Annotated in this window: 18 protein-coding genes; 8 read left to right on the forward strand and 10 right to left on the reverse strand. The window is 63.4% G+C overall.

The genetic code is table 11. The features are described 5' to 3' along the window. Position 1: 1 nt before the first annotated feature. The 10 genes from AC6H4Z_RS07840 to gpmI all read right to left on the reverse strand — a co-directional run bounded on the left by AC6H4Z_RS07840 (position 2) and on the right by gpmI (position 10915). The gene (locus AC6H4Z_RS07840; protein ID WP_497546194.1) at positions 2 to 2521 is read right to left on the reverse strand and encodes an Ig-like domain-containing protein; all 2520 of its coding nucleotides are present in this window, start codon (positions 2519 to 2521) and stop codon (positions 2 to 4) included. A 168-nt stretch (positions 2522 to 2689) separates the two neighbouring features. Beyond that, positions 2690 to 3394 carry a class I SAM-dependent methyltransferase gene (locus tag AC6H4Z_RS07845; protein WP_497546195.1) on the reverse strand — a complete coding sequence of 235 codons (705 nt, stop codon included), beginning with the start codon at positions 3392 to 3394 and terminating at the stop codon, positions 2690 to 2692. Next, positions 3391 to 4635, reverse strand: coding sequence for a molybdopterin molybdotransferase MoeA (locus tag AC6H4Z_RS07850; RefSeq protein ID WP_497546196.1), 1245 nt, complete (start codon positions 4633 to 4635; stop codon positions 3391 to 3393). The genes AC6H4Z_RS07845 and AC6H4Z_RS07850 overlap by 4 nt, the downstream gene beginning before the upstream one ends. Continuing rightward, positions 4636 to 6129, reverse strand: a complete 1494-nt coding sequence (gene dacB, locus AC6H4Z_RS07855; RefSeq protein WP_497546197.1) for a D-alanyl-D-alanine carboxypeptidase/D-alanyl-D-alanine endopeptidase — start codon at positions 6127 to 6129, stop codon at positions 4636 to 4638. 83 nt (positions 6130 to 6212) lie between these two features. Further along, on the reverse strand, positions 6213 to 6791 hold the full coding sequence (gene mobA, locus AC6H4Z_RS07860) for a molybdenum cofactor guanylyltransferase (protein WP_497546198.1): 579 nt from the start codon (positions 6789 to 6791) through the stop codon (positions 6213 to 6215). Positions 6792 to 6802: 11 nt separating this feature from the next. Beyond that, positions 6803 to 7558 (reverse strand): hypothetical protein, encoded by a 756-nt coding sequence (locus AC6H4Z_RS07865; RefSeq protein WP_497546199.1) that lies wholly within the window; start codon positions 7556 to 7558, stop codon positions 6803 to 6805. Positions 7559 to 7610: 52 nt separating this feature from the next. Next, complete coding sequence (locus AC6H4Z_RS07870) at positions 7611 to 8030, reverse strand: 6-pyruvoyl trahydropterin synthase family protein (RefSeq protein WP_497546200.1); 420 nt, start codon at positions 8028 to 8030, stop codon at positions 7611 to 7613. A gap of 101 nt (positions 8031 to 8131) precedes the next feature. Further along, on the reverse strand, positions 8132 to 8635 hold the full coding sequence (locus AC6H4Z_RS07875; RefSeq protein ID WP_497546201.1) for a BON domain-containing protein: 504 nt from the start codon (positions 8633 to 8635) through the stop codon (positions 8132 to 8134). A 49-nt stretch (positions 8636 to 8684) separates the two neighbouring features. Continuing rightward, entirely contained in the window at positions 8685 to 9377 is a 693-nt protein-coding gene (locus tag AC6H4Z_RS07880; protein WP_497546202.1) for a porin family protein, read from the reverse strand. Next, positions 9374 to 10915 (reverse strand): 2,3-bisphosphoglycerate-independent phosphoglycerate mutase, encoded by a 1542-nt coding sequence (gene gpmI, locus AC6H4Z_RS07885; RefSeq protein WP_497546203.1) that lies wholly within the window; start codon positions 10913 to 10915, stop codon positions 9374 to 9376. The genes AC6H4Z_RS07880 and gpmI overlap by 4 nt, the downstream gene beginning before the upstream one ends. A 265-nt stretch (positions 10916 to 11180) precedes the next feature. Here gpmI and AC6H4Z_RS07890 point away from each other — a divergent pair, with 265 nt between their 5' ends. The 8 genes from AC6H4Z_RS07890 to AC6H4Z_RS07925 all read left to right on the forward strand — a co-directional run bounded on the left by AC6H4Z_RS07890 (position 11181) and on the right by AC6H4Z_RS07925 (position 19708). Continuing rightward, positions 11181 to 12065, forward strand: coding sequence for a hypothetical protein (locus AC6H4Z_RS07890; RefSeq protein WP_497546204.1), 885 nt, complete (start codon positions 11181 to 11183; stop codon positions 12063 to 12065). After that, positions 12062 to 13111 (forward strand): hypothetical protein, encoded by a 1050-nt coding sequence (locus AC6H4Z_RS07895; RefSeq protein WP_497546205.1) that lies wholly within the window; start codon positions 12062 to 12064, stop codon positions 13109 to 13111. Before AC6H4Z_RS07890 ends, AC6H4Z_RS07895 begins: the two co-directional genes overlap by 4 nt. Before the next feature lie 16 nt (positions 13112 to 13127). Then, complete coding sequence (locus AC6H4Z_RS07900) at positions 13128 to 13532, forward strand: hypothetical protein (RefSeq protein ID WP_497546206.1); 405 nt, start codon at positions 13128 to 13130, stop codon at positions 13530 to 13532. Further along, positions 13532 to 13984, forward strand: coding sequence for a YkvA family protein (locus tag AC6H4Z_RS07905; protein ID WP_497546207.1), 453 nt, complete (start codon positions 13532 to 13534; stop codon positions 13982 to 13984). Before AC6H4Z_RS07900 ends, AC6H4Z_RS07905 begins: the two co-directional genes overlap by 1 nt. Positions 13985 to 14039: 55 nt before the next feature. Then, positions 14040 to 15590 carry an IMP dehydrogenase gene (gene guaB, locus AC6H4Z_RS07910; RefSeq protein ID WP_497546208.1) on the forward strand — a complete coding sequence of 517 codons (1551 nt, stop codon included), beginning with the start codon at positions 14040 to 14042 and terminating at the stop codon, positions 15588 to 15590. 319 nt (positions 15591 to 15909) lie between these two features. Continuing rightward, a complete protein-coding gene (locus tag AC6H4Z_RS07915) occupies positions 15910 to 17460 on the forward strand; it encodes an amino acid permease (protein WP_497546209.1) in 1551 nt (516 codons plus the stop codon). A gap of 69 nt (positions 17461 to 17529) precedes the next feature. After that, the gene (locus AC6H4Z_RS07920; protein WP_497546210.1) at positions 17530 to 18573 is read left to right on the forward strand and encodes a DHH family phosphoesterase; all 1044 of its coding nucleotides are present in this window, start codon (positions 17530 to 17532) and stop codon (positions 18571 to 18573) included. Positions 18574 to 18592: 19 nt separating this feature from the next. Continuing rightward, a complete protein-coding gene (locus AC6H4Z_RS07925) occupies positions 18593 to 19708 on the forward strand; it encodes an Mrp/NBP35 family ATP-binding protein (RefSeq protein WP_497546211.1) in 1116 nt (371 codons plus the stop codon). Position 19709 lies beyond the last annotated feature (1 nt).

Below are 19709 nucleotides of genomic sequence, written 5' to 3' on the forward strand. Positions count from 1 at the left end.
ATCAGCGTGGCCTATTCAGCCCATCCACAGTAACACTTCCCGCGGCGCGCGGCGCGGTGTGAGGTACGCTGGACCTGACCTGCGATCCGGAACTCGATGGGTCGGGCTTCAGAACTGCTGCCAGTACCAACGTTCCACTGGGATCGAGAAAGAGCGGAATGTCCTTGGGACCGACCGTGAGGTCCGATCCGCAGGCGAACGTGAAGTTCGTCATCCCCACCGTGATCTGGTGTGGCCGTATGCTCGACTGCGGAATGCTGTAGGGAGATGTGCAATTCACCACGGAACTGGTGGTTCTCGTCGCAACCCCCATCGACGTAAACAGTGCATTCTCGACCGGGATGATGGCGCCACCCGCGTAGTTCCCATGCTCCCCGACGAAGACCAAACGCCCGCCCTCGGCGATGAATTGCTTGAAGTTCGCGACTTCGGTCGGGTCGAACGTGGTGGTCGGGTTCATGAGGAGGACCACTTTGACCGACGCAGGCACCGGGGACGAGAAGTTCGCGGCCGGATCGAAGATGTCACTGACGGAGTACCCCGCGACCGTCGTCAGATAGTTCACGATGTTCGCCGTGCGTGTCTGATCGCACTCTCCGGTTGACTGACAGTAGGAGGAGTGGCCGCGGAAGATCATCACGTTCGTTTTGGACGTCCGGGGGCCAGTACCCGTGTAATTGACGAGGTTCCCAAAGAATCTGTATTGGTTCGTCGGATCGTTCACCGTGCCGACGACGTCATCGAAGGCGTTCATGTCGTTGACGGCGATCAGATCGCCGCCGACACCGGCCACCACCCTGATGTTCGCCGACCCGGTGAGATTCCCAGCCACCGCGACGACGTGCGCCGTTCCCGGTGTGATCGCGATGAGCTGATTGCCCACGACAGCGGCGACGCTCGGCGTCGTCGTGGAGAAAGTCGCGACGGCGTCGCTGATCGGATTGCCGTTGATGTCGGCCAGCTTGGCTGAAAGCGTCGTGGTCTGACCGGGAGTGACCTGCGGCAGGTCCGAGTTGACGACAAGTATCGAGACGGTGGGAGCGATCGCGAACGTTGCCACGTCAGACTTTCCGTCACTCGTTGCCGTGATGATCACGGAACCCGCGCGGAGCCCGGTCACTGTCGCGGTCGGACCGCTTCCACTGACCGTCGCGATCTTGGGATCCGACGATGTCCATGTCACTTTCGGCGCGTCGATCTTCTGGCCCTTCGCGTCGAGGAACACGGCGGTGAACACCGCCCCTCCGCCGATTGCCGCAACGCTGACGGCACGCGGCGATACGGTCGCCGCAGTCGCGACTTGCAGTACGCGGACGCTCGCGGTGACAACGAATCCGTCGACAGTCGCCGTGATTCTCGTATCGCCATTAGTGAGCGCCGTGACGACGCCGTTCGTATCTACCGTCGCTACCGTGGACGACGTGCTGGCAAACTTCGGCTTGAGCCCGTCGACGGACGCACCGGCCACTGGGACGATCTTCACCAGGAGAGGAATCGCCTGGCCCAGGGAAGTGAATCGTACGGTGTCGTTGGGCGTGAGCTCGAGGTGATCGACCGGCGTGACGACCGCGACGCTGACGCTTGCTCCTTTGCCCTCCGCGAAAGCCGCGAGTGTTGCAGTGCCAATCTTGTTGGCGGTGACCGCTCCGCTCGGCGTTACGCTGACGACGCTTGGGTCGGAAGAACTCCACGTTGCGGCGCGATCTTCGATCGTGTGGTCGTTCGCGTCGCGCAATTCGGCGGATAGCGCGAGCGTATTTCCGCGGGGCAAGGTCAGGCTGGGCGCGCCCACGATGACTCGGCCGACAGGCGCCTGCACCTTCACGCTTACGGCGTCGGTGGCGCCGGACGCCGACAGCGCTGTGATGGTCGTCGAGCCCTGATTCACACCTGCCGTGACGATGCCGTTCTGATCGACCGTCGCGATGGACACGTCTTTGCTCGTCCAGCCAACACGGATCGGCGAGATTGCCTGACCACTCGCGTTGGTGCCGGTCACCGCCAGGTTCGCCGTGTTTCCCGACTTCAGAGTCAGCGCGCCCGACGTGATCTTGATTGCCGTGACCTTCGCGTCCGGCGCGGCATAGACGAGATCCGACGTCGGCGGCGGGGGATTGTCGCCCGGACGCAGCGTCAGGTCCTGCGTGCTGGTATATGCGACTTCGCCGCGCGTGTCGAACGCGGTGAGGTTGAGACCGAACACGGCAGACGCGCCGGAGATCGGCACCTCGAACGTGAGCACCGCGCTATCGCCAACGAACGGTGCTTCAGTCGGGTAGGTCGTACCGTCGGGCGACGTCAGGATTGCCGCGACCTTCGACAGCGCGACGTTCGGCACGCCCGCCGGCAGCTTGGCAAAACGCGGCGAGAGCGAGAAGGCGGCGTGGCCAGGGGCCACGGTGCGTGGTGCGACCGGAGGCTGGTCAGAGCAGGTGGCGCCCATGAACAACGCGGCGGTGGCGACTGTTGCGCGAAACCAGGCACGCTGCGGGGCTTTGCGGGCGCTATTGAACAGATTCACGTGCTCTCCCTGCGCAGGCGACACGAGTCGGATGCACCGAGTTGTTTGTGGTCGAAACGATTGGCCGTGAGGCGCGCGTCGGCGTCGTTTTCGCGAGCGCCGCGGTGGCGTTATGCACGTCACCTGTCACCATCACCTACGACGCAGACGGGCGGTAAAAGTCAAATACTACGGGTGCTCCTCGGCGGCGGTCGCACGCGCCCTCACGACCTCGAAGATCGTGATCGTTTGCCGCACCTTCTCTTCGGCAAAGCGGTGCGGCGTTTTGGACGCCACCCGAAGGCCGAGTGGCTCGAGTGCGTTCACGAATTCTTCGCGTCCGACGCGCCCAGGGTCGGCGATGAGCGCGACGCCGTCGTTGCTCAAAGTGCGGCCGAGAACCTTGGCCACGAGCGCGCCATACGGGCGCTCGTAGAGCACGTCAGACGCAATCACGACGTCGAAGCGCGGAAGCCTCGGCGGGAGGTAGCGCCAGTCCAGCATCAGGCCGCGCACCTGCGGCGCTCCATTGTGCCTGGCGTTCACGCGGGCAAAACGTACGGCGTCCTCGTAGTAGTCCGACGCGACCACGGAAAACCCGGCGAGAGACGCGCAGGTGGACACTAGCCCGGAACCACACCCGAGTTCGAGCAGGGTCCGACCAGCACCCACTAACCCGAGGACCTCTCGCGCCATGATTCGCGAGGACGGCCACAGCTCGGCCCAGTAGGGCAGGCGTTCATCTTCCTCGAAGGCCCGCTCGTCGATCAGGTCTTCTGCGCTCGCTGGGTGCAGCAGCGAGAGCTTCGTTCCGTCCACCTTGACGTTCGTTTCCACGACGCGAAAACGGCGGCGTAACGATGCCTCGACGGCGGCGAGACTCGAGTCGGTCACACGTCGAATGTCGCGGCCGCTTGATCGCCCAAGAGCAGCGCGCGCGCCGACTCGCCTGCGCGAATCATTGGGCGATCAGGCGGCACGATGAGCAGCGCAGTTGCGCGCGCCATTGAGGTGAGCAGCCCGGAACCCTGTGGCCCCGTGAGCCGAGCCCAGACGCCGTCGGACTCCCATTCGAGCGTCGCGCGCATGAAGTGTGTGAGCGGAGCGGCGATCGAGACGTCCTCACGCACTCGCACCGGAATCGCCCGCGGAAAAACAGTCGATTCGCCGCGGAGGCGACGAATGAGCGGCCGCCCGAACAGCTCGAATGTCACCATCGCCGACACCGGATTGCCGGGAAGTCCCAGCCACGCCATGTCGCGCAGTGTTCCGAATCCCACGGGCGCCCCGGGGCGCATGATCACGCGCCAGAGATGCAGCGTTGCGCCCATTTTCTGGAGCACGTCTTTAGTAAAGTCGAATGCGCCCACCGACACGCCGCCCGACGTGATCAGCAGATCGCACGCCGGTGCCGCGCGCAGTCGTTCCTCGTACGCGGCCGGGTCATCGCCGACGATCCCGAGATACACCGGCTCGGCGCCCGCAGCGAGGACGCTCGCTTTCAGCGTATAGCTGTTCGACGACACGATGCGCTCACCGCGCATGACTTCGTCGAAGCGATCGACGTCGACGAGTTCATCGCCCGATGCGAGAATGGCGACGCGTGGCCTGCGATGCACCGAGACTGTCGCGGCACCTACCGACGCGAGAACACCGATCTGGGCGGGACCGAGCACCGCGCCACGCGACACGACGAGATCTCCCGGCATGAGGTCTTCGCCGCGCGGACGCACGTTACGACGGACGTCGCGCGCGTCGCGAACTATGACGCGCTCAATACCGGCATCTGTGTCCTCTACGCGAATCACAGAGTCCGCGCCGCTCGGAATCGGCGCACCCGTCATGATCCGAATCGCCGTGTTCGTTGCAAGCGCCATGGTCGGACGCTGACCGGCGCGCACAGTTTCCAGCACCGGAAGTACGACCGGAGCATCGGCTGTCGCCGACGCTACGTCATCTCCGCGCACGGCGTAGCCATCCATCGATGAGTTGTCCCACGGCGGATGCTCGATTCCCGACCGCACGTCCTCGGCGAGCACTCGGCCGAGCGCATCGTTGAGTGAGATGCGCTCGACGCCAACGGCTTGCACGCCGGCGAGAATCCGTTCGCTTGCTTCGTGGACGGAGAGAGCCATCTAGCGGAGCTGCATCGACGCGAGCCGCGCGGCGATCGCGTCCTGCACGCGTTCAACCGAGCGAACGGGTACGGTCCAGTTGTTCGCCAGAAAGCTGAAGATCAACATGCGGCCGTTGGCTGTGGTGACGTACCCCGAAAGCGATCGCGCGAGTGCAACGGATCCGGTTTTAGCGTGAACGTTGTTCGCCGCGGGCGTGCCCTTCATGCGATTGCGGATCGTTCCGTCCACGCCGCCGATCGGCATCGCGTCATAGTAGACTTTGAAGGTCGGCGCGCGGCGCATTGCGTCGAGAATGCGAACGACGGTGCGTGGCGAGATGTAATCGTACCGTGCGAGGCCACTCCCGTCGCGCACGACGGCTTCTGTCGGAACCGCCACGCCCCACTTGGCGATTTGGCGCTCGACCACCGCTTGCGCGCTATCGCTGCTGCCGATTCCCGTCGACTCCAACGCGACGGTGTGAAACAGCATCTCGGCGATCTGATTTTGCGACGGTTTCATCAACGCCTTGAGGATTTCACTCAGGGGCGGAGACGAAAGCGTTGCGAGAGTTTCGAGGTGCGCGGTCGTATCGGACGTTCCGTTCTCGATCGCGATTCCTCTGTCGTGAAGCGCTTCACGGACCGCTGCGAGGTACGAAGTCGCCGGATCGTGATCCGTCACTTCGATCATCGCGGAGTCGCGCGCGACGATGTCGCCCTCGACATAGATCTCCCAACTCGTGCTGTCCTTCCGCGCACGAATCGTGGTCGCGCGTCGCCGCGTCGCCGAATCGGTGGGCATGGCAATCGTGCGTGCCGTTACGTGGACGCGCGGAAAGCTCTTCGCCGGTCGCGTTTCTACCCGCACAGGATCGCCCGGACGCTCACCGGCCCGTATGTGCAGTTCGCTGAAGCCCTCGTTGAACAGCAGCTCGTCGGTCGGGGCGGAATATGAATCCTCGAAATCGTCGTACGACCAGCCGTAACCGAGGACTTCCCCCGGAAAGGCGTCGCCGCCCGCGACGACGCGGCCGGAGATGCGTTTGATGCCTCGTTGCGCCAGCGAATCGGCAATGGCTCGTAGGGGGAGCATCGCGTCGCGCAGCATGTGATCGCTCACCGACGGATCGCCGCGACCAACGACAACGAGGTCGCCGTTCAGCGTTCCGCCGCTCGCCGATCCGCGTGCCGCAAAGGTCGTCTTGAACCGATAGTCCGGTCCGAGCTGCGCGAGCGCCGTGGCGCTCGTGAGAATTTTCATGTTGGACGCCGGCATGAACAGCTTACCGGCGTTCCGTGAGTAGAGCGTGTCGCCACGCTCGGGATCGACGATGAGGATTCCCCAATGCGCATTCGAAAATTCCGGCGCATCGGCCATCGAATCGATGGCGGTGCGAAGCTCCACGACCGAGCCGCTGGACCCGGCACTCGGCGCAGGGCGAGCCACCGTCGCGGAGTGACAGGCGGCGACGCAGAGAAGAGACAGCAACGCGGAATGGGTCGGGCGCATCCAGGCTCCGTGCGAGGGGCGGAATCGTCGGCGGAGAAGGATACTTCGCGCGACGCGACTCTGGCGAGTCGCGGGCGACTTTCTCAGCGAATCGCCGCGAGCCGTTCCGCTTCCTGCAGATCCTCGGCGTTGTTCACATTGAAGAACAGCCGATCTGGATCACCGAGGGCGCCGACGTCCGTGATGCCGATCCGCTCGAACTCAGGCAGTCGAGCGAGAAGGTGCGTCATTCGGAGATCGTCGGCAGCGAGCGCCGCTTCGATCCACGGCAAACACTTTGGCGTATACACGGCGCAAAACGGCTCCAGTCCGGAAACGCTCGTTGGCACCGCCGCGAAGCTGGATCGTGGAGCCCGATCGCGCAGCAAGCGGAGAAGCTCTCCCGTCACGAACGGCATGTCCCAGGCGACGAGAAGGATCGGTTCATTTGCCGCTTTGAGCGCGGCGTGGATTCCGACCAGACTCCCTCGCTGTTTCCAACCGTCTGGCACGATACGAACGCCTGGTAACCACGCGGACGCACCCGTGATGCTCGTGATCAGCATCAAATCAGAGCTCGCCGAGCGCACCGCGTCGGCAACGCGATCGAGAATTCGTTTGCCGCCGACCGAATACAGCCCCTTCGGCGCACCGCCGAAGCGACTACTCTGGCCCCCCGCCACGATCGCGCCGATCAGTTTCGAAGCCCTCGCTGTTGTGCTGCGTCGTCCAGCCCCGCGGTCAACGTGCGTTCGATGAACGGCTCGTGCGTGAGCCCCCCACGTCGCTCCTTCAGATATCGCCCGCACGCATTGCAGATCGCGAGTTCGTAACCCAGATACGGCGACGGAATCCGAACAACAGTTGGAGGCGCGGTTTCACCGCAGCCAAGGCAGCCTTTCTCGTTGGTGCGCCACGCGGTATCGCAGCGCCAGCAGACGAGGTAGCGCCGCGCTTCAGTTTGCAGCGCCAGGTCGGGCGACGCGCCACAGCACGGGCAGATTGAACGCGTCCACGCGAAACGCGACACGCCTGCCATCACATCGCGCGAGAGGCGCGAAAGAATCGCATTGCCAACGAGGCCCGCGATGCGGCGCGCCAGGCGAAGCGACGGATCGACCGGCGCCGACTCGGCGTTGGCCCAACTAAGCGCGTTTGCCGTTGGATCGACGCGCAACGCTTCGAGCGACCGAACGCTCGACGTCGACGCAATTCCGGAAAGTTCGAACGCCGCGGTCATCTGCATGAATGCTGTCGACAGATCGCCGGCTTCCTCGAGAAGTTCCCAGGCGTCAAACCCTGTTCGTCCCGACCGAATGCGCGTCTGCGCGCGTTCGACGTCGGTGCTTCCGTATCCGTGACTCTGAATAGTTCGATGCGCATCCACCACCGGACGTAGCTGCTCGGCCAGCGTGCGGCTTGCGACTGTAGGGCGACGTGTGGATACCATCACCCTTTGGAAGATCAACGCGTACTATGGTCACGCGACTGCGGCGGTTTGTTCAGTCCGGGCGGTATGTCGCGCTCAGGGTTGCGTCCTCCGCTACGGTCACGCTCGTCACTCGCGCTGAGTCGCCGAGTGCCTGCTGCACGCGATCACAGATGAATCGGGCGAGCTCTTCACCGGTGGGAATGAGCTTTCCGTCAGCGAACTCTGGTACATCGAGATTGATGTTGCGATGGTCGAACCGGTCGCGCACCTCGACCGCCAGAATGCGATCCAACAATCCGAGATCGACGATCATCCCTGTCTCGCGATCCAGATCACCGGTGACCGTGACATCGCAGAGATAGCTGTGCCCGTGAAAGCTGGGCCTGGCACACGCGCCGAAAACGCGTGCGTTGCGCTCATCAGGCCAGTCGGGTCGGCTATACCGGTGCGCCGCCGCGAAAGCGACGCGGCGGGTGAGGAACGTGGCCATCTGCCGGGAAGGGAAGCAAGAAGCGGGAAGGACGGAAGCGTGGGAGAACTTATAACATCCTCGCTTCGTACGCTTCCCGCATCTCGGTTCTGACCGCCCGTCTAGTGGTCTTCGCCAGTCTCGTCGCGGCCGAGCATACCTTCCTGCGTCGGCGATTCGGGCGGAATCCAGGCGGTGCCATCGGAGATCGCGATGTGCACGTCGGTCGTACCGTACAGCTCTGAGTCGAGCGACGGTTCGCTGTCCTCGACCTCAGGGCTGATCGGCACTGGCCGATCGCCGAGCAGCAGTCCTTCGCGCTGGGCGTCGTCGACGATGCTCTCGTCGGCGGCCTCGGGGCTGATCGCGCGGCGCGTTGGGTCGACGAAGACGTCGTTTCGGAAGTTGCTGATGCCCAACACGTCGGTGACGATGTGCTCGGCCACCATTCGCTCGCCGTCGGTGCCGACCCGACCGGCGAGAATCACTTTGCCGTCGTGTGCTTCGATGGTGAAGTCGTCGATGTCGAGCGCATTGTGCGCCGCGAGCTGTTCGCGCACGAGGCCACGCAACTCGGCGTCGCTCAGGTCATCGATGTTGTTCAGATCTTCGAAATCGCGCGCCATGGTTCACTCGCTTCTGCTGTGACCCTGGCGCGGGTGGCGAGGACCGCCGCTAGAACAACCGTGACACGCCGAGGGTGAATGCGGGATTGTTCGTCCAGAAAGATCGTGCTTGCGTCGACGCCACTACGGCCGCTCCACCCGTCGGAACCGCGTAGAAAGTTTCCGGATACGAGAGCGTATAGAGCTTGTTGGTGATGTCGCCGCGCACTGCCCATTTACCGCCGGGCACCCAGCGGATTCCGCCGCCCCAATTGATTGCAAAGCGGGTGCCGAACTTGAACCCGCCAGTGTCGGCCTGCGAGCGAAGGTCGGAGACGAAGCCGAGTCCTGACGCTAGTTCCGGTACGATGTGGTGCCAGCTCTTCGCGCCGGTGAGACTCAAGCCGAGTCCGACGTTTGCGGCGTAGAGCGGACGGTTCAGGTTGCCGAGCTCGCGCCCAGCTCCAACGACGAGCGGATTCACAATTCGTGAATTGGACGATGTCCGCGTGATCTCGCCGATCAGGTGCGCCGGGCCGCCTGCGCGCCACTCGTAGTGCGCACCGATCAGGAATCCGCCAGTCGGTGCGACGTCGGCAGGATCGCGATGGCCATGGTACTGGCCGACGATGAGCGTCAGCTCCTGCGCATGCTCGAGGTCGAGATAGGGACTCCGCGTCGGCGTGTAACCGATCTGTGCCGCCGCCGTCGTGCTCACGATCATAAGCGTTCCAGAAACCAATCCCGCGAACCAATTCTTCACGCGCGTTCTCCTGAAATCCGCAGGTCTTTCCCCGTCATTTCCCGGGGTAGCTCGAGTCCGAGCATCGTCAACAATGTTGGCCCCACGTCGCACAGCGCACCGCCAGATCGCAGCGTAAAGTCGCCGCGCGGATCGACCACGATGAACGGTACAGGGTTCGTCGTGTGCGCGGTGTGCGGTCCTCCAGTTTCCGGATCGATCATCATCTCGCAATTCCCGTGGTCGGCCGTGACCATGAGACGCGCGCCGGCACGATCGGCTGACTGAAGAATCCGAGTCAGACAGGCATCGACCGTTTCGACCGCCTTGATCGTAGCAGGCATCGATCCAGTGTGTCCGACCATGTCGCCGTTCGCGTAGTTGCACAGAATGAAATCGTGCTCGGCCTTTTCGATTGCGCTGCAGAGTACGTCGGTCACTCCCGGTGCGCTCATCTCGGGCATCAGATCGTAGGTGGCGACCTTCTGGCTCGGCACCAGGTGTCGATCTTCGCACGGGAAGGGCGTCTCGATACCGCCGTTGAAGAAGTACGTCACGTGCGCGTATTTCTCCGTTTCGGCGGTGCGGAGCATGGTCATGCCAGCCTTGGACACCACTTCGCCGACGATGTTCACCATCGACTGGGGCGGGAAGGCGGCCGGGAGATCGACCGTGCGGTCGTACGCCGTCATCGTGACCACGTTGAGCGCCGGCCGGCCGCTGATGTCGAAGCCCTCGAAATCCGGCTGCGTCAGACATCGGATGATCTGGCGCATACGATCCGCTCGATAGTTGAAGCAGATCACCGTGTCCCCGTTGCGCATGGGCGCGACCGGCTTGCCGTCGCGGACGATGACCGTTGGCGTCACGAACTCGTCGGTCTCGTTGCGGTCGTACGCCGAGCGGATGACTTCGAGGGCATCCGCGCCTTCGGGTCCGGTACCAGTCACGGACGCGCGATACCACTTCTCGGTGCGGTCCCAGCGCTTGTCGCGGTCCATGCCGAAGTACCGTCCGCCCAGACTCCCGATCACCGCGCGGTTCCCGGCGTATTCGATCAACTGACGCATGTACCCGAGCCCGGAGCGCGGCATCGTGTCGCGCCCGTCGAGCAAAGCGTGGATCGCGATCCGCGGCACGCCACGCTCGGCGCAGAGGTCGATCAGCGCGAACAGGTGCTTGTCGATGGCGTGTACACCGCCGTTGCCGACCAGCCCCACGAGGTGGACCGTACCGTTGTTGCGCTTAGCCTCATCGCAGGCGCGCGTGAACACCGGATTGTCGAAGAACGACCGGTCGCGAATGGACTCGCTGATACGCACGAGGTCCTGCATCACGACGCGTCCGGCGCCGAGGTTCAGGTGACCGACCTCGCTGTTGCCCATCTGTCCTTCAGGTAGCCCAACGGCCAAGCCCGACGCATCGAGTAGGGTACCCGGATGGCGCGCGACGAGCGCGTCCCACGTGGGCACGTTCGCCAGTGCGATCGCGTTTCCCTCGCGTTCCGGGCGATATCCCCAGCCGTCGAGCACAACGAGAACTACCGGACGCTTCGGCACAATCGCAGGTGTGAGGAGTCGAGCAAGGTGAATTGAAGGGAGGCGGGCGAGCGCGAGCGGGGCGAAATCTATACAGTCGCGCTCTCGTCCGAACCGGGAGAATGGTGATTGACTCTAACTCGCGTTGCCAAAGGCGTTTGCGGTTCGTCGAATCGTAGATATGACCCGCCGCGCTCGCCGACGGCCGCGCAACGTTCGGCCCGTCCGTCCCCCGACAGTCCCGGTTCCCCTCGTTTCGCGGCGATTCGCCGCGGGAGCCGCGGTCATGCTCGCGCTGCTCATGCCGGGCGCAGACGGAGCCGGAGCGCGGACCGGCCCGCCGTCGCCGAGCACCGAGATCGAACGCGTCGTGAATGCGTCGTTCCGCGGCGAGAGTGGACGACTCCTTGCCCGATTCGTGGCGGCGGACGCTCACGACCAAGCACTAACTCTTTTCACGCATTTGTTCGGAGCAGATGCGGTGCGGCGGTCAGGAGTGTATCGTGTGGAGCAGGCTGAAGGTGCTCGCCCGTTTTCGTTCGTGATGCTACGTTCGTTCTCGGACAAGCAGGGTGATCGGCTAGGCGCGTATCGTCTCGGCTACTGGCCAAGCGAGCGTCGGACCGTTGGGTCGGCGGCGTACGACAATCCCGCCGGATTCATCGAGGTCACGCCGGACAATCAGGATTTCTATTTGTCCGAGCACTTTCGTCTGCGCGATTTTCTCACGCACGACCAAGCGAACGTGTGGCCCAAGTACCTCGTGCTTCACGAAGCCTTGGTCGACAAGCTCGAGTTGGTGATCGCTGAGTTGGAACGAAGCGGCACGCCAGTGCAGCACATGACTGTAATGAGCGGATTTAGAACACCGCTGTACAACGCGACCGGCGGCGACACGACCGGTCGTGATGAGCTCAGTCGCCACATGTATGGCGACGCGTCCGATGTGTTCGTGGACAACAATGGAGATGGGCGGATGGATGACTTGAATGGCGACGGCCGCATCGACTACCGCGACGCGCAGGTGATCGTCGACGCGGTCGAGCGCGTCGAAAAGTCATTTCCTTCGCTGATTGGCGGAGCCGGCGTGTACAAGTCCACGGCTGTGCATGGTCCGTTCGCTCACATCGACGCCCGCGGCGATCGCGCGCGCTGGGGTTTTGTCCGGTGAAGTTTTGGCCGGTGACGCCGGTGGGCTTTACGCCGCCGCGTCAGAAGCGGACAACTCGAGGAGCAACGCAGGTCGGCGCCATGTTGATCATGGTCACCGCCGCGCTTGGTGTCGTGCAGTTCTATCATCCGACTCCTGCTCCGATCGAACCATTCGCCAATGTCTCGCGCCTCGCGGCCGGGGCGTCGATGAACGCGTTCGGCATGAGTCGCGAAGTAAAGCTGAGCTTCGCGCTTCCGGGTGGTGCGGTCGAATTCCCGCTCGAGGTGAGCGGAGATCCATCCGCGTTGAGCTATGAGTGGGTTGCGTCGCGCGATTCGTCGGCGGTGGAATCCGTTCGCCCCGTGACGGGCGCCGCGTTCGTCGCTCCGACCAAGCCCGGTTTCTATCGCCTCGCGATCGTGCGCGGCACCGATCGCCAGATCATCCCGGAGCCTACGCTCGCGGTGATGGTTCCCTTTAAACAGCGCGTCGGCGGCATGCTCAATGGCTATCGTATCGGCACGTACGTCGCCGATCGCCTGGCCCATCACGATCATCCAGACGGCTTCCTCGAAGTCGGCGAGGCCGATCTCGATCTTCGCATCACGACGCACCTGCGGTTGGGCGACTTCCTGACACACGATTCGCAAACCGACGTATGGCCTAAGTACGTCGCGCTCAACCCGCGATTGCTCGACAAACTGGAACTCGTGTTCGCGCAGATCGGCGCGCGCGCACGACTCTCGCACGAAGGCGATGCGTCGCAGCGATTGGCATTTGACGTGCACAGCGGTTTCCGGACGCCGGCGCATAACGCGGGCGTCTGGCGTGCAGCAAGCGACAGTCGGCATCAATACGGTGACGCCGCCGACGTCGCCATCGACGCAAACGGCGATGGGCGAGTGACCGCGGCCGACGAAGCTCTCGTTGCCCGGGCAGTCGACCAGGTGGAAAGCGAACACCCGGATCTCGTGGGTGGGCTTGGGCTCTACACCAGCGGTCTGTACCATACGCCGTACGTCCACATCGACACGCGCGGCACTCGATCGCGCTGGAAAGGCTGACCTCAGGAGAGCACGAATGAACGAGCATCTGCGCGACCGCATTCTCAGAAAGTTGGAGACCCTGTCGGATGATCGCGGATATCAGGTGCTCGATTACGCGGAGTTTCTCGAGTCCAGATACGCCGAGCGCGAGTCTCCAACCGCGAACACGTTCACGCGGTTTACGGAGGCGATCGAAGACAAGCTGCGCGCTGGCAAGGTCTCTGCGAGCGCTATCGCCGAAACGGTCGGGTTCATGAACCGCGCGGCGAGCGTTCTCAACAACGCGGTAGAGACGGGCAAGAGTATGGCGAACGAACTGGTGAACACGGCGCGCACGTCGACAACGCCGCCGCCAGGGCCGCCGCCATCCACGCCCGAAAACGCGTCGTCGCCGGCACACGAGACGAAAGATCCAGGCGGATCAGGAGAGAAGCTCTGATGGCAACACGCGCGCGCGCAGCATCGAGCCGTCGCACAGCGACGGACGAAAGTCCAGCGATCGGTGCACCGCGCACGGGCGCGAAGCGCACGGTGATGTACTACATCAGACATCTGCCGCAGTACGTGCGACTGCTGGGTGGTCTGATCACCGACAAGCGCGTGTCGAAGGTCGATAAGCTGCTCGTTATGGGCGCGGTTGCGTACATCGTCATGCCGATCGACCTGATTCCTGATTTCATCCCGTTCTTCGGTGAGGTCGACGACCTGTTCGTGCTCGTCCTCGCGCTCCAGCGGTTGATCTCCAATGCGGGTCGCGTGGTGCTGCTCGATCACTGGACGGGCAATCCCACGGACCTCGCGGATCTCAACCTGCGCGGGGCGCTGGCGGCTGCTGCGTTCTTTCTGCCGAAGCGTCTGCGGCGTCGACTGCGCGTGATCGGCAGGGCGTAGCGCTCAGCGGTCCGGCGGGAGTGGCGTCGCGCGAGGAGGGCACCTACATTTCGCTATGGCGACCAGAACTCGACTACCAGCTCGGCCCGCAACCTCGGATCAATCGGGGAGCGGGCCTTCGCGTCTTCAGGAACCGTCGAACGGGGCGGAATCGCGCGTACGGCAGGATCTCGCGCTGACGTTCGACGACGTTCTTCTCGTTCCAAGACATTCGCTCACTCATCCAAAGGACGTCTCGGTCGTCTCGCGTTTCTCGCGCGGCATCGAGCTCCGCATTCCGCTCGTGTCCGCCGCGATGGACACTGTAACGGAATCCGACATGGCCATCGCGATGGCGCGCGCTGGCGGCATTGGTGTGCTCCACAAGAACATGTCGATCGACCGTCAGGCGGCCGAGGTCGATCGTGTGAAGCGATCGGAAAGCGGCATGATCCTCAAGCCGATCACGCTTCGTCCGTCCGATACGGTTCGTGAAGCGACTGCGCTCATGCATCGCTTCCGAATCTCCGGCGTTCCGATCGTCGACGAGGAAGAGCGTCTCGTTGGCATCATTACCAACCGCGACCTGCAGTTCGAACGCAATCTCGATCGCCCGCTGCGCGAGGCGATGACTGCTGACGGCTTGATCACGGCGCGCGAAGGCACGACGCTCGACGAGGCCGAACGGATTCTCGCCGAGCATCGCATCGAGAAGCTGCCGGTCGTCGACGGCGAAGGCGTATTGCGCGGCCTGATCACGATCAAAGACATTCACAAGCGTCGTCAGTATCCCGACGCGAACAAGGATCGGTTTGGTCGCCTGCGCGTTGCCGCCGCGATCGGAGCCGGCGGCGACTATATCAATCGCGCTCGCGCGTTGATCGATGCCGGCGTGGATGCGATCATCATCGACACGGCGCACGGCCACGCCGGCGCAGTGCTCGACGCCACCGCCAAGGTGCGCGAGGCGTATCCCGACATCCAGCTAATCGCTGGCAACATTGCTACGCGCGAGGCTGCGGCCGCACTCGTTGAGCGCGGCGTCGACGCCGTGAAGGTCGGCGTCGGCCCCGGCTCTATCTGCACCACGCGCGTCGTGACTGGCGTCGGCGTTCCGCAGCTCACCGCGGTGTTCGATGCGGTCGAGGGCGCCGGTGACGTTCCGGTCATCGCCGACGGAGGCATCAAGTACTCGGGCGACGCCGTGAAGGCACTCGCTGCGGGCGCCTCGAGTGTGATGATGGGCTCGATGCTCGCCGGCACGGAGGAGAGCCCGGGCGAGACCTTCCTACTCGAGGGTCGCCGCTTCAAGATGGTTCGCGGAATGGGCAGCCTGTCGGCCATGCAGGACGGCAGTGCCGACCGGTACTTCCAGGAAGGCGAGCTGTCGCCAAAGAAGCTCGTTCCGGAAGGCATCGAGGGCCGAGTGCCGTATCGCGGCCCCGTGTCTGACGTGCTCTTCCAGATGGTCGGCGGCTTGCGCAGCGGCATGGGCTACGTTGGCTGCGCCAACGTCGATGAACTCCGGACGGAGACGCAGTTCGTTCGAATCACGACCGCGGGTCTCCGCGAGTCACATCCGCACGATGTCACCATCACCAGGGAAGCGCCGAACTACTCGGTCTAGGCGCACTGGGCACTGAGCACGAGGCGCTAGGCACTGGGCGCTAGAGATTCGGAGGACGCCGCGAGCTTCGCTCGCGGCGTTTCCATTTTAAGCGACGCGAAGCGCCGCCATCCGATTCTCTAGCGCTTAGCGCCCAGTGCCTAGCACCTATCCCGGACGAGTCTCTGACAGTTCTAAGCGGTCCGATTGCTTGACAAGCCCGCCGCCCGGGACCAACTTCCGCGCGCTAACTGTATACAGTTCTGAGGGTTCGCGCGATTCTGCCCAGTCTGGTGAGGCGGAATCGTCGTGTCACACGTTCGCTCTGGAGACTCCGGCAATGGGTTTGTGGTCCAAAAAGAGTATCACCCTCCTGCAGGCTGAAGCAGCTGCCGAGGGACAGGAGGTCACGCTCAAGCGGGCCCTCGGAGCGCTGAATCTCACGATGCTTGGCATCGGCGCGATCATCGGCGCCGGCATCTTCGTGCTGACGGGAACGGCGGCCGCGCAGTACGCTGGCCCCGCGATCGTTCTCTCATTCGTACTTGCTGGAACCGGCTGCCTCTTCGCCGGTCTGTGTTACGCTGAGTTCGCGGCGATGATTCCGATCGCCGGCAGCGCGTACACGTATGGCTACGCAACGCTTGGCGAGCTCGTCGGCTGGATCATCGGCTGGGACTTGATCCTCGAGTATCTCTTCGGTGCCGCGACGGTAGCCGTTGGTTGGTCGGGGTACTTCGTCGCCTTCCTGAAAGAGCTCGGCATGAACCTGCCGGCCGCGTGGACCCAGGCGCCGCTCAACGTCGAGGGAACGCACAACCTCGTTCGCAACCTGCTCTGCATCAACCAGGCTGGCGAAGCGATCGCCGCCACGAACGGTGTGTGCGCTGCGGGAATGACGCTCTCGCCGGGCATGATCAATTTGCCGGCAATGCTTCTTGTCTTCCTGATGACCACGCTGCTCGTCATCGGCATTCGGGAATCTGCGAACTTCAACAACGTGATCGTGTTCGTGAAGGTCGCCATCGTTCTTCTGGTGATCGGCTTCGGCTTCATGTACGTGAAGACGGCGAACTGGCATCCGTTCATTCCGCCCAACACCACTGGCGAGTTCGGCCACTTCGGATGGAGCGGTATCGTGCGAGGCGCGGCAGTCGTGTTCTTCGCCTACATCGGATTCGACGCGGTATCTACTGCCGCACAGGAAGCAAAGAATCCTCAGAAGGACATGCCGATCGGCATTCTTGCGTCGCTCGGAATCTGTACGGTGCTCTACATCCTCATGGCGCTCGTCATGACCGGTCTGGCGCACTACACGGACCTCAACGTTCCGCATCCGGTGTTCGTCGCGATCGAAGCAGCTGGTCCGGCGCTCAAGTGGCTCACGTACTTCATCAACATCGGCGCGATCCTCGGTCTTGCCTCTGTTGTGCTCGTGATGCTGATGGGTCAGCCGCGCATCTTCTTCTCGATGAGCCGCGACGGTCTGCTCCCGCCGGTGTTCGGCAAGATCCACCCGAAGTTCCAGACGCCATATGTCACGACCATCCTCACGGGTATCGTGGCCGCGGTCGTCGCGGGCTTCTTCCCGATTGCACTGCTCGGCGAACTGGTTTCTATCGGTACGCTGCTCGCGTTCGTGATCGTATGCGTCGGCGTGATGGTGCTTCGCTACGCCCGCCCGAACATTCCACGTCCTTTCCGTACGCCGCTCGTTCCGATCGTGCCGGCCCTTGGCATCTTGATCTGCGGGTACATGATGACGAGCCTTCCGTCCGACACGTGGATTCGATTGATCGTGTGGATGGTGCTCGGTCTCGTGATCTACTTCGCCTACGGCAAGTCGCACTCGCGCGTCGGCAACGACCCCAGCCTGGCTGCGGGCGACTGATCCCGGGTAGGGTTAAGTTTGAAACGGCGTCCGAGCTGCTCGGACGCCGTTCCTTTTTTCTATGGCCTGATGTCGCGCAGCGTTCGAGATTTTCTCACGATTCCAGAGTCGCGCCGCGCCGCGATCGCCCAGCTCGAACGAGAATTCGTTCCGGGTAGGCGCGTGGCGCTGTCTACGCACATGAACGCTGACGGCGACGGCTGCGGATCGGAGGTCGCGCTCGCACGCATGTTGGCGCAACGCGGACTCAAGGTTCGCATCGTCAACCCAACGCCCTGGCCAGAGCTCTTCCGGTTTCTGCTCGGCGACGACGTCGTCGATGAGACCGCCAAGGGTCCAGCTGCGCTGCGCGATATCGATCTGCTCATCGTTCTCGACATCAGCGATGTGAAACGCCTCGGCAACCTCGCTGAAACGGTGCGCGCTCTGGACGTTCCGAAACTGGTCATCGATCACCACATTGCGTCGAGTGATCCTGCAGGAACGATCAGTCTCACAGACACGACCGCGTGTGCGACAGGAGAGCTCGTCTACGATCTTGCCTGCGCGCTCGACTTCGACATCACGCCGCAGATCGCTCAGGCGCTCTACGCGGCGATGCTCACCGACACCGGTGGATTTCGGTTCAGCAATACCACTCCGCGCGTGCACGCTGTTGCTGCTGACCTGCTGGCGAACGGCGTTGATCCGGAAGAGATGTACGTCCGCATCTACGCGTCGGCCCCGGCTGGACGCCTGCGACTTCTCGCCGAAGTTCTGAGCACACTCGGCATCGACGAGGAACATGGGCTCGCCTGGCTGTCGATGAATGCTGGCGCGCTCGAGAAGTACGACGTTCGCCAGGAAGATCTGGACGGAATCGTCGAGCATGCCCGATCGATTGCCGGTACGCGGATGGCGCTGTTCTTCCGCGACCTCGGCTACGGAAAGGTGAAAGTTTCATTTCGCAGCACGGGACTCGTGGACGTCAACGCTTTTGCTCGCCAGTTCGGCGGCGGCGGTCACGCGAAGGCGTCCGGTGCATTGGTCGTCGGTTCACTGACCGACGTGCGCGAGCGTGTCATTGCCGCCGCGCGTCAATTTCTCGAGACAGGGTCGCCCGTCGCGACCTGAGCACGGTATAGGAACTCTTATGGCTCTCAATCTCCAGCAGCGTATCGATCAAGCGCTGTCGCGTATCCGTCATCCTCGTACCGGGCGCGACGTCATTGCCAGCAACGTCTTGCGCGACGTCGCCACGACACCGGCGGGCAAGGTGCGCCTCACGCTGCTCCTGGCGCCCGACGACGATCCCACGCTCGCGCGCACGATTCGGCAGTCATTAGAGAGTGTTGAAGGCGTGACGAGCGTCCAGGTCGAGATTGGCGACGCGACGCATGCTGCGTCCGCCGAGCCGCCGAAGAAACCCGCAGGACGTGCGCTCCCGGTGATGACCGACGCGCCGGCGCAGTCGCGCGTTGCTGCGCCAACGCCGGTGTCGTATCCGAATCTCGGACGCATCATCGCTGTGTCCAGCGGCAAGGGCGGTGTCGGCAAGTCCACGGTCGCAGTGAATCTCGCCGTCGCGCTGGCCGCGAGCGGCGCGCGTGTCGGCCTCATGGACGCCGACGTTTACGGGCCAAACCTTCCGCGCATGATGGGCGTGAACGAACCGCCGATGGTGATCAACGAGCGAATCGTTCCGCTCGAGGCACACGGCGTCAAACTCATTAGCCTTGGCTTTCTCATCGATCGCGACCAGCCAGCTATTTGGCGCGGTCCGATCGTGATGAAGATCATCACGCAGTTTCTGCGCGACGTCGCCTGGGGGCAGCTCGACTATTTCATCGTCGACATGCCGCCAGGAACGGGCGACGCGCAGCTCTCGCTCGTACAAGCGACGCAGGTGAGTGGGGCAATCATCGTGACTACGCCGCAGGAAGTATCGGTCGGCGATGCGCTCCGCGGCGTGAAGATGTTCGAGCGCGTGAGCGTTCCGGTGCTCGGCATCATCGAGAACATGAGTTGGTTCGAGTGCCCGCATTGTGGCAAGCCGTCGCCGATCTTCGGTAGCGGTGGCGGTCAGCGCCTCGCCGACGAAGTCGGACTTCCACTGCTCGGGCAGATTCCGCTCTATCCACCGGTGATGTCTGGCGGCGATCAGGGCGCGCCGATCGTGGTCGGAGATCCGCAGTCATCGGCGGGTCGGGCGCTCGCGGCGATTTCCGGTCGTGTCGCCGAGGCGATGGAGGCAGCGGCGCGCCGCTGAT

Source organism: Leucogemmata humicola (genome assembly GCF_055379415.1).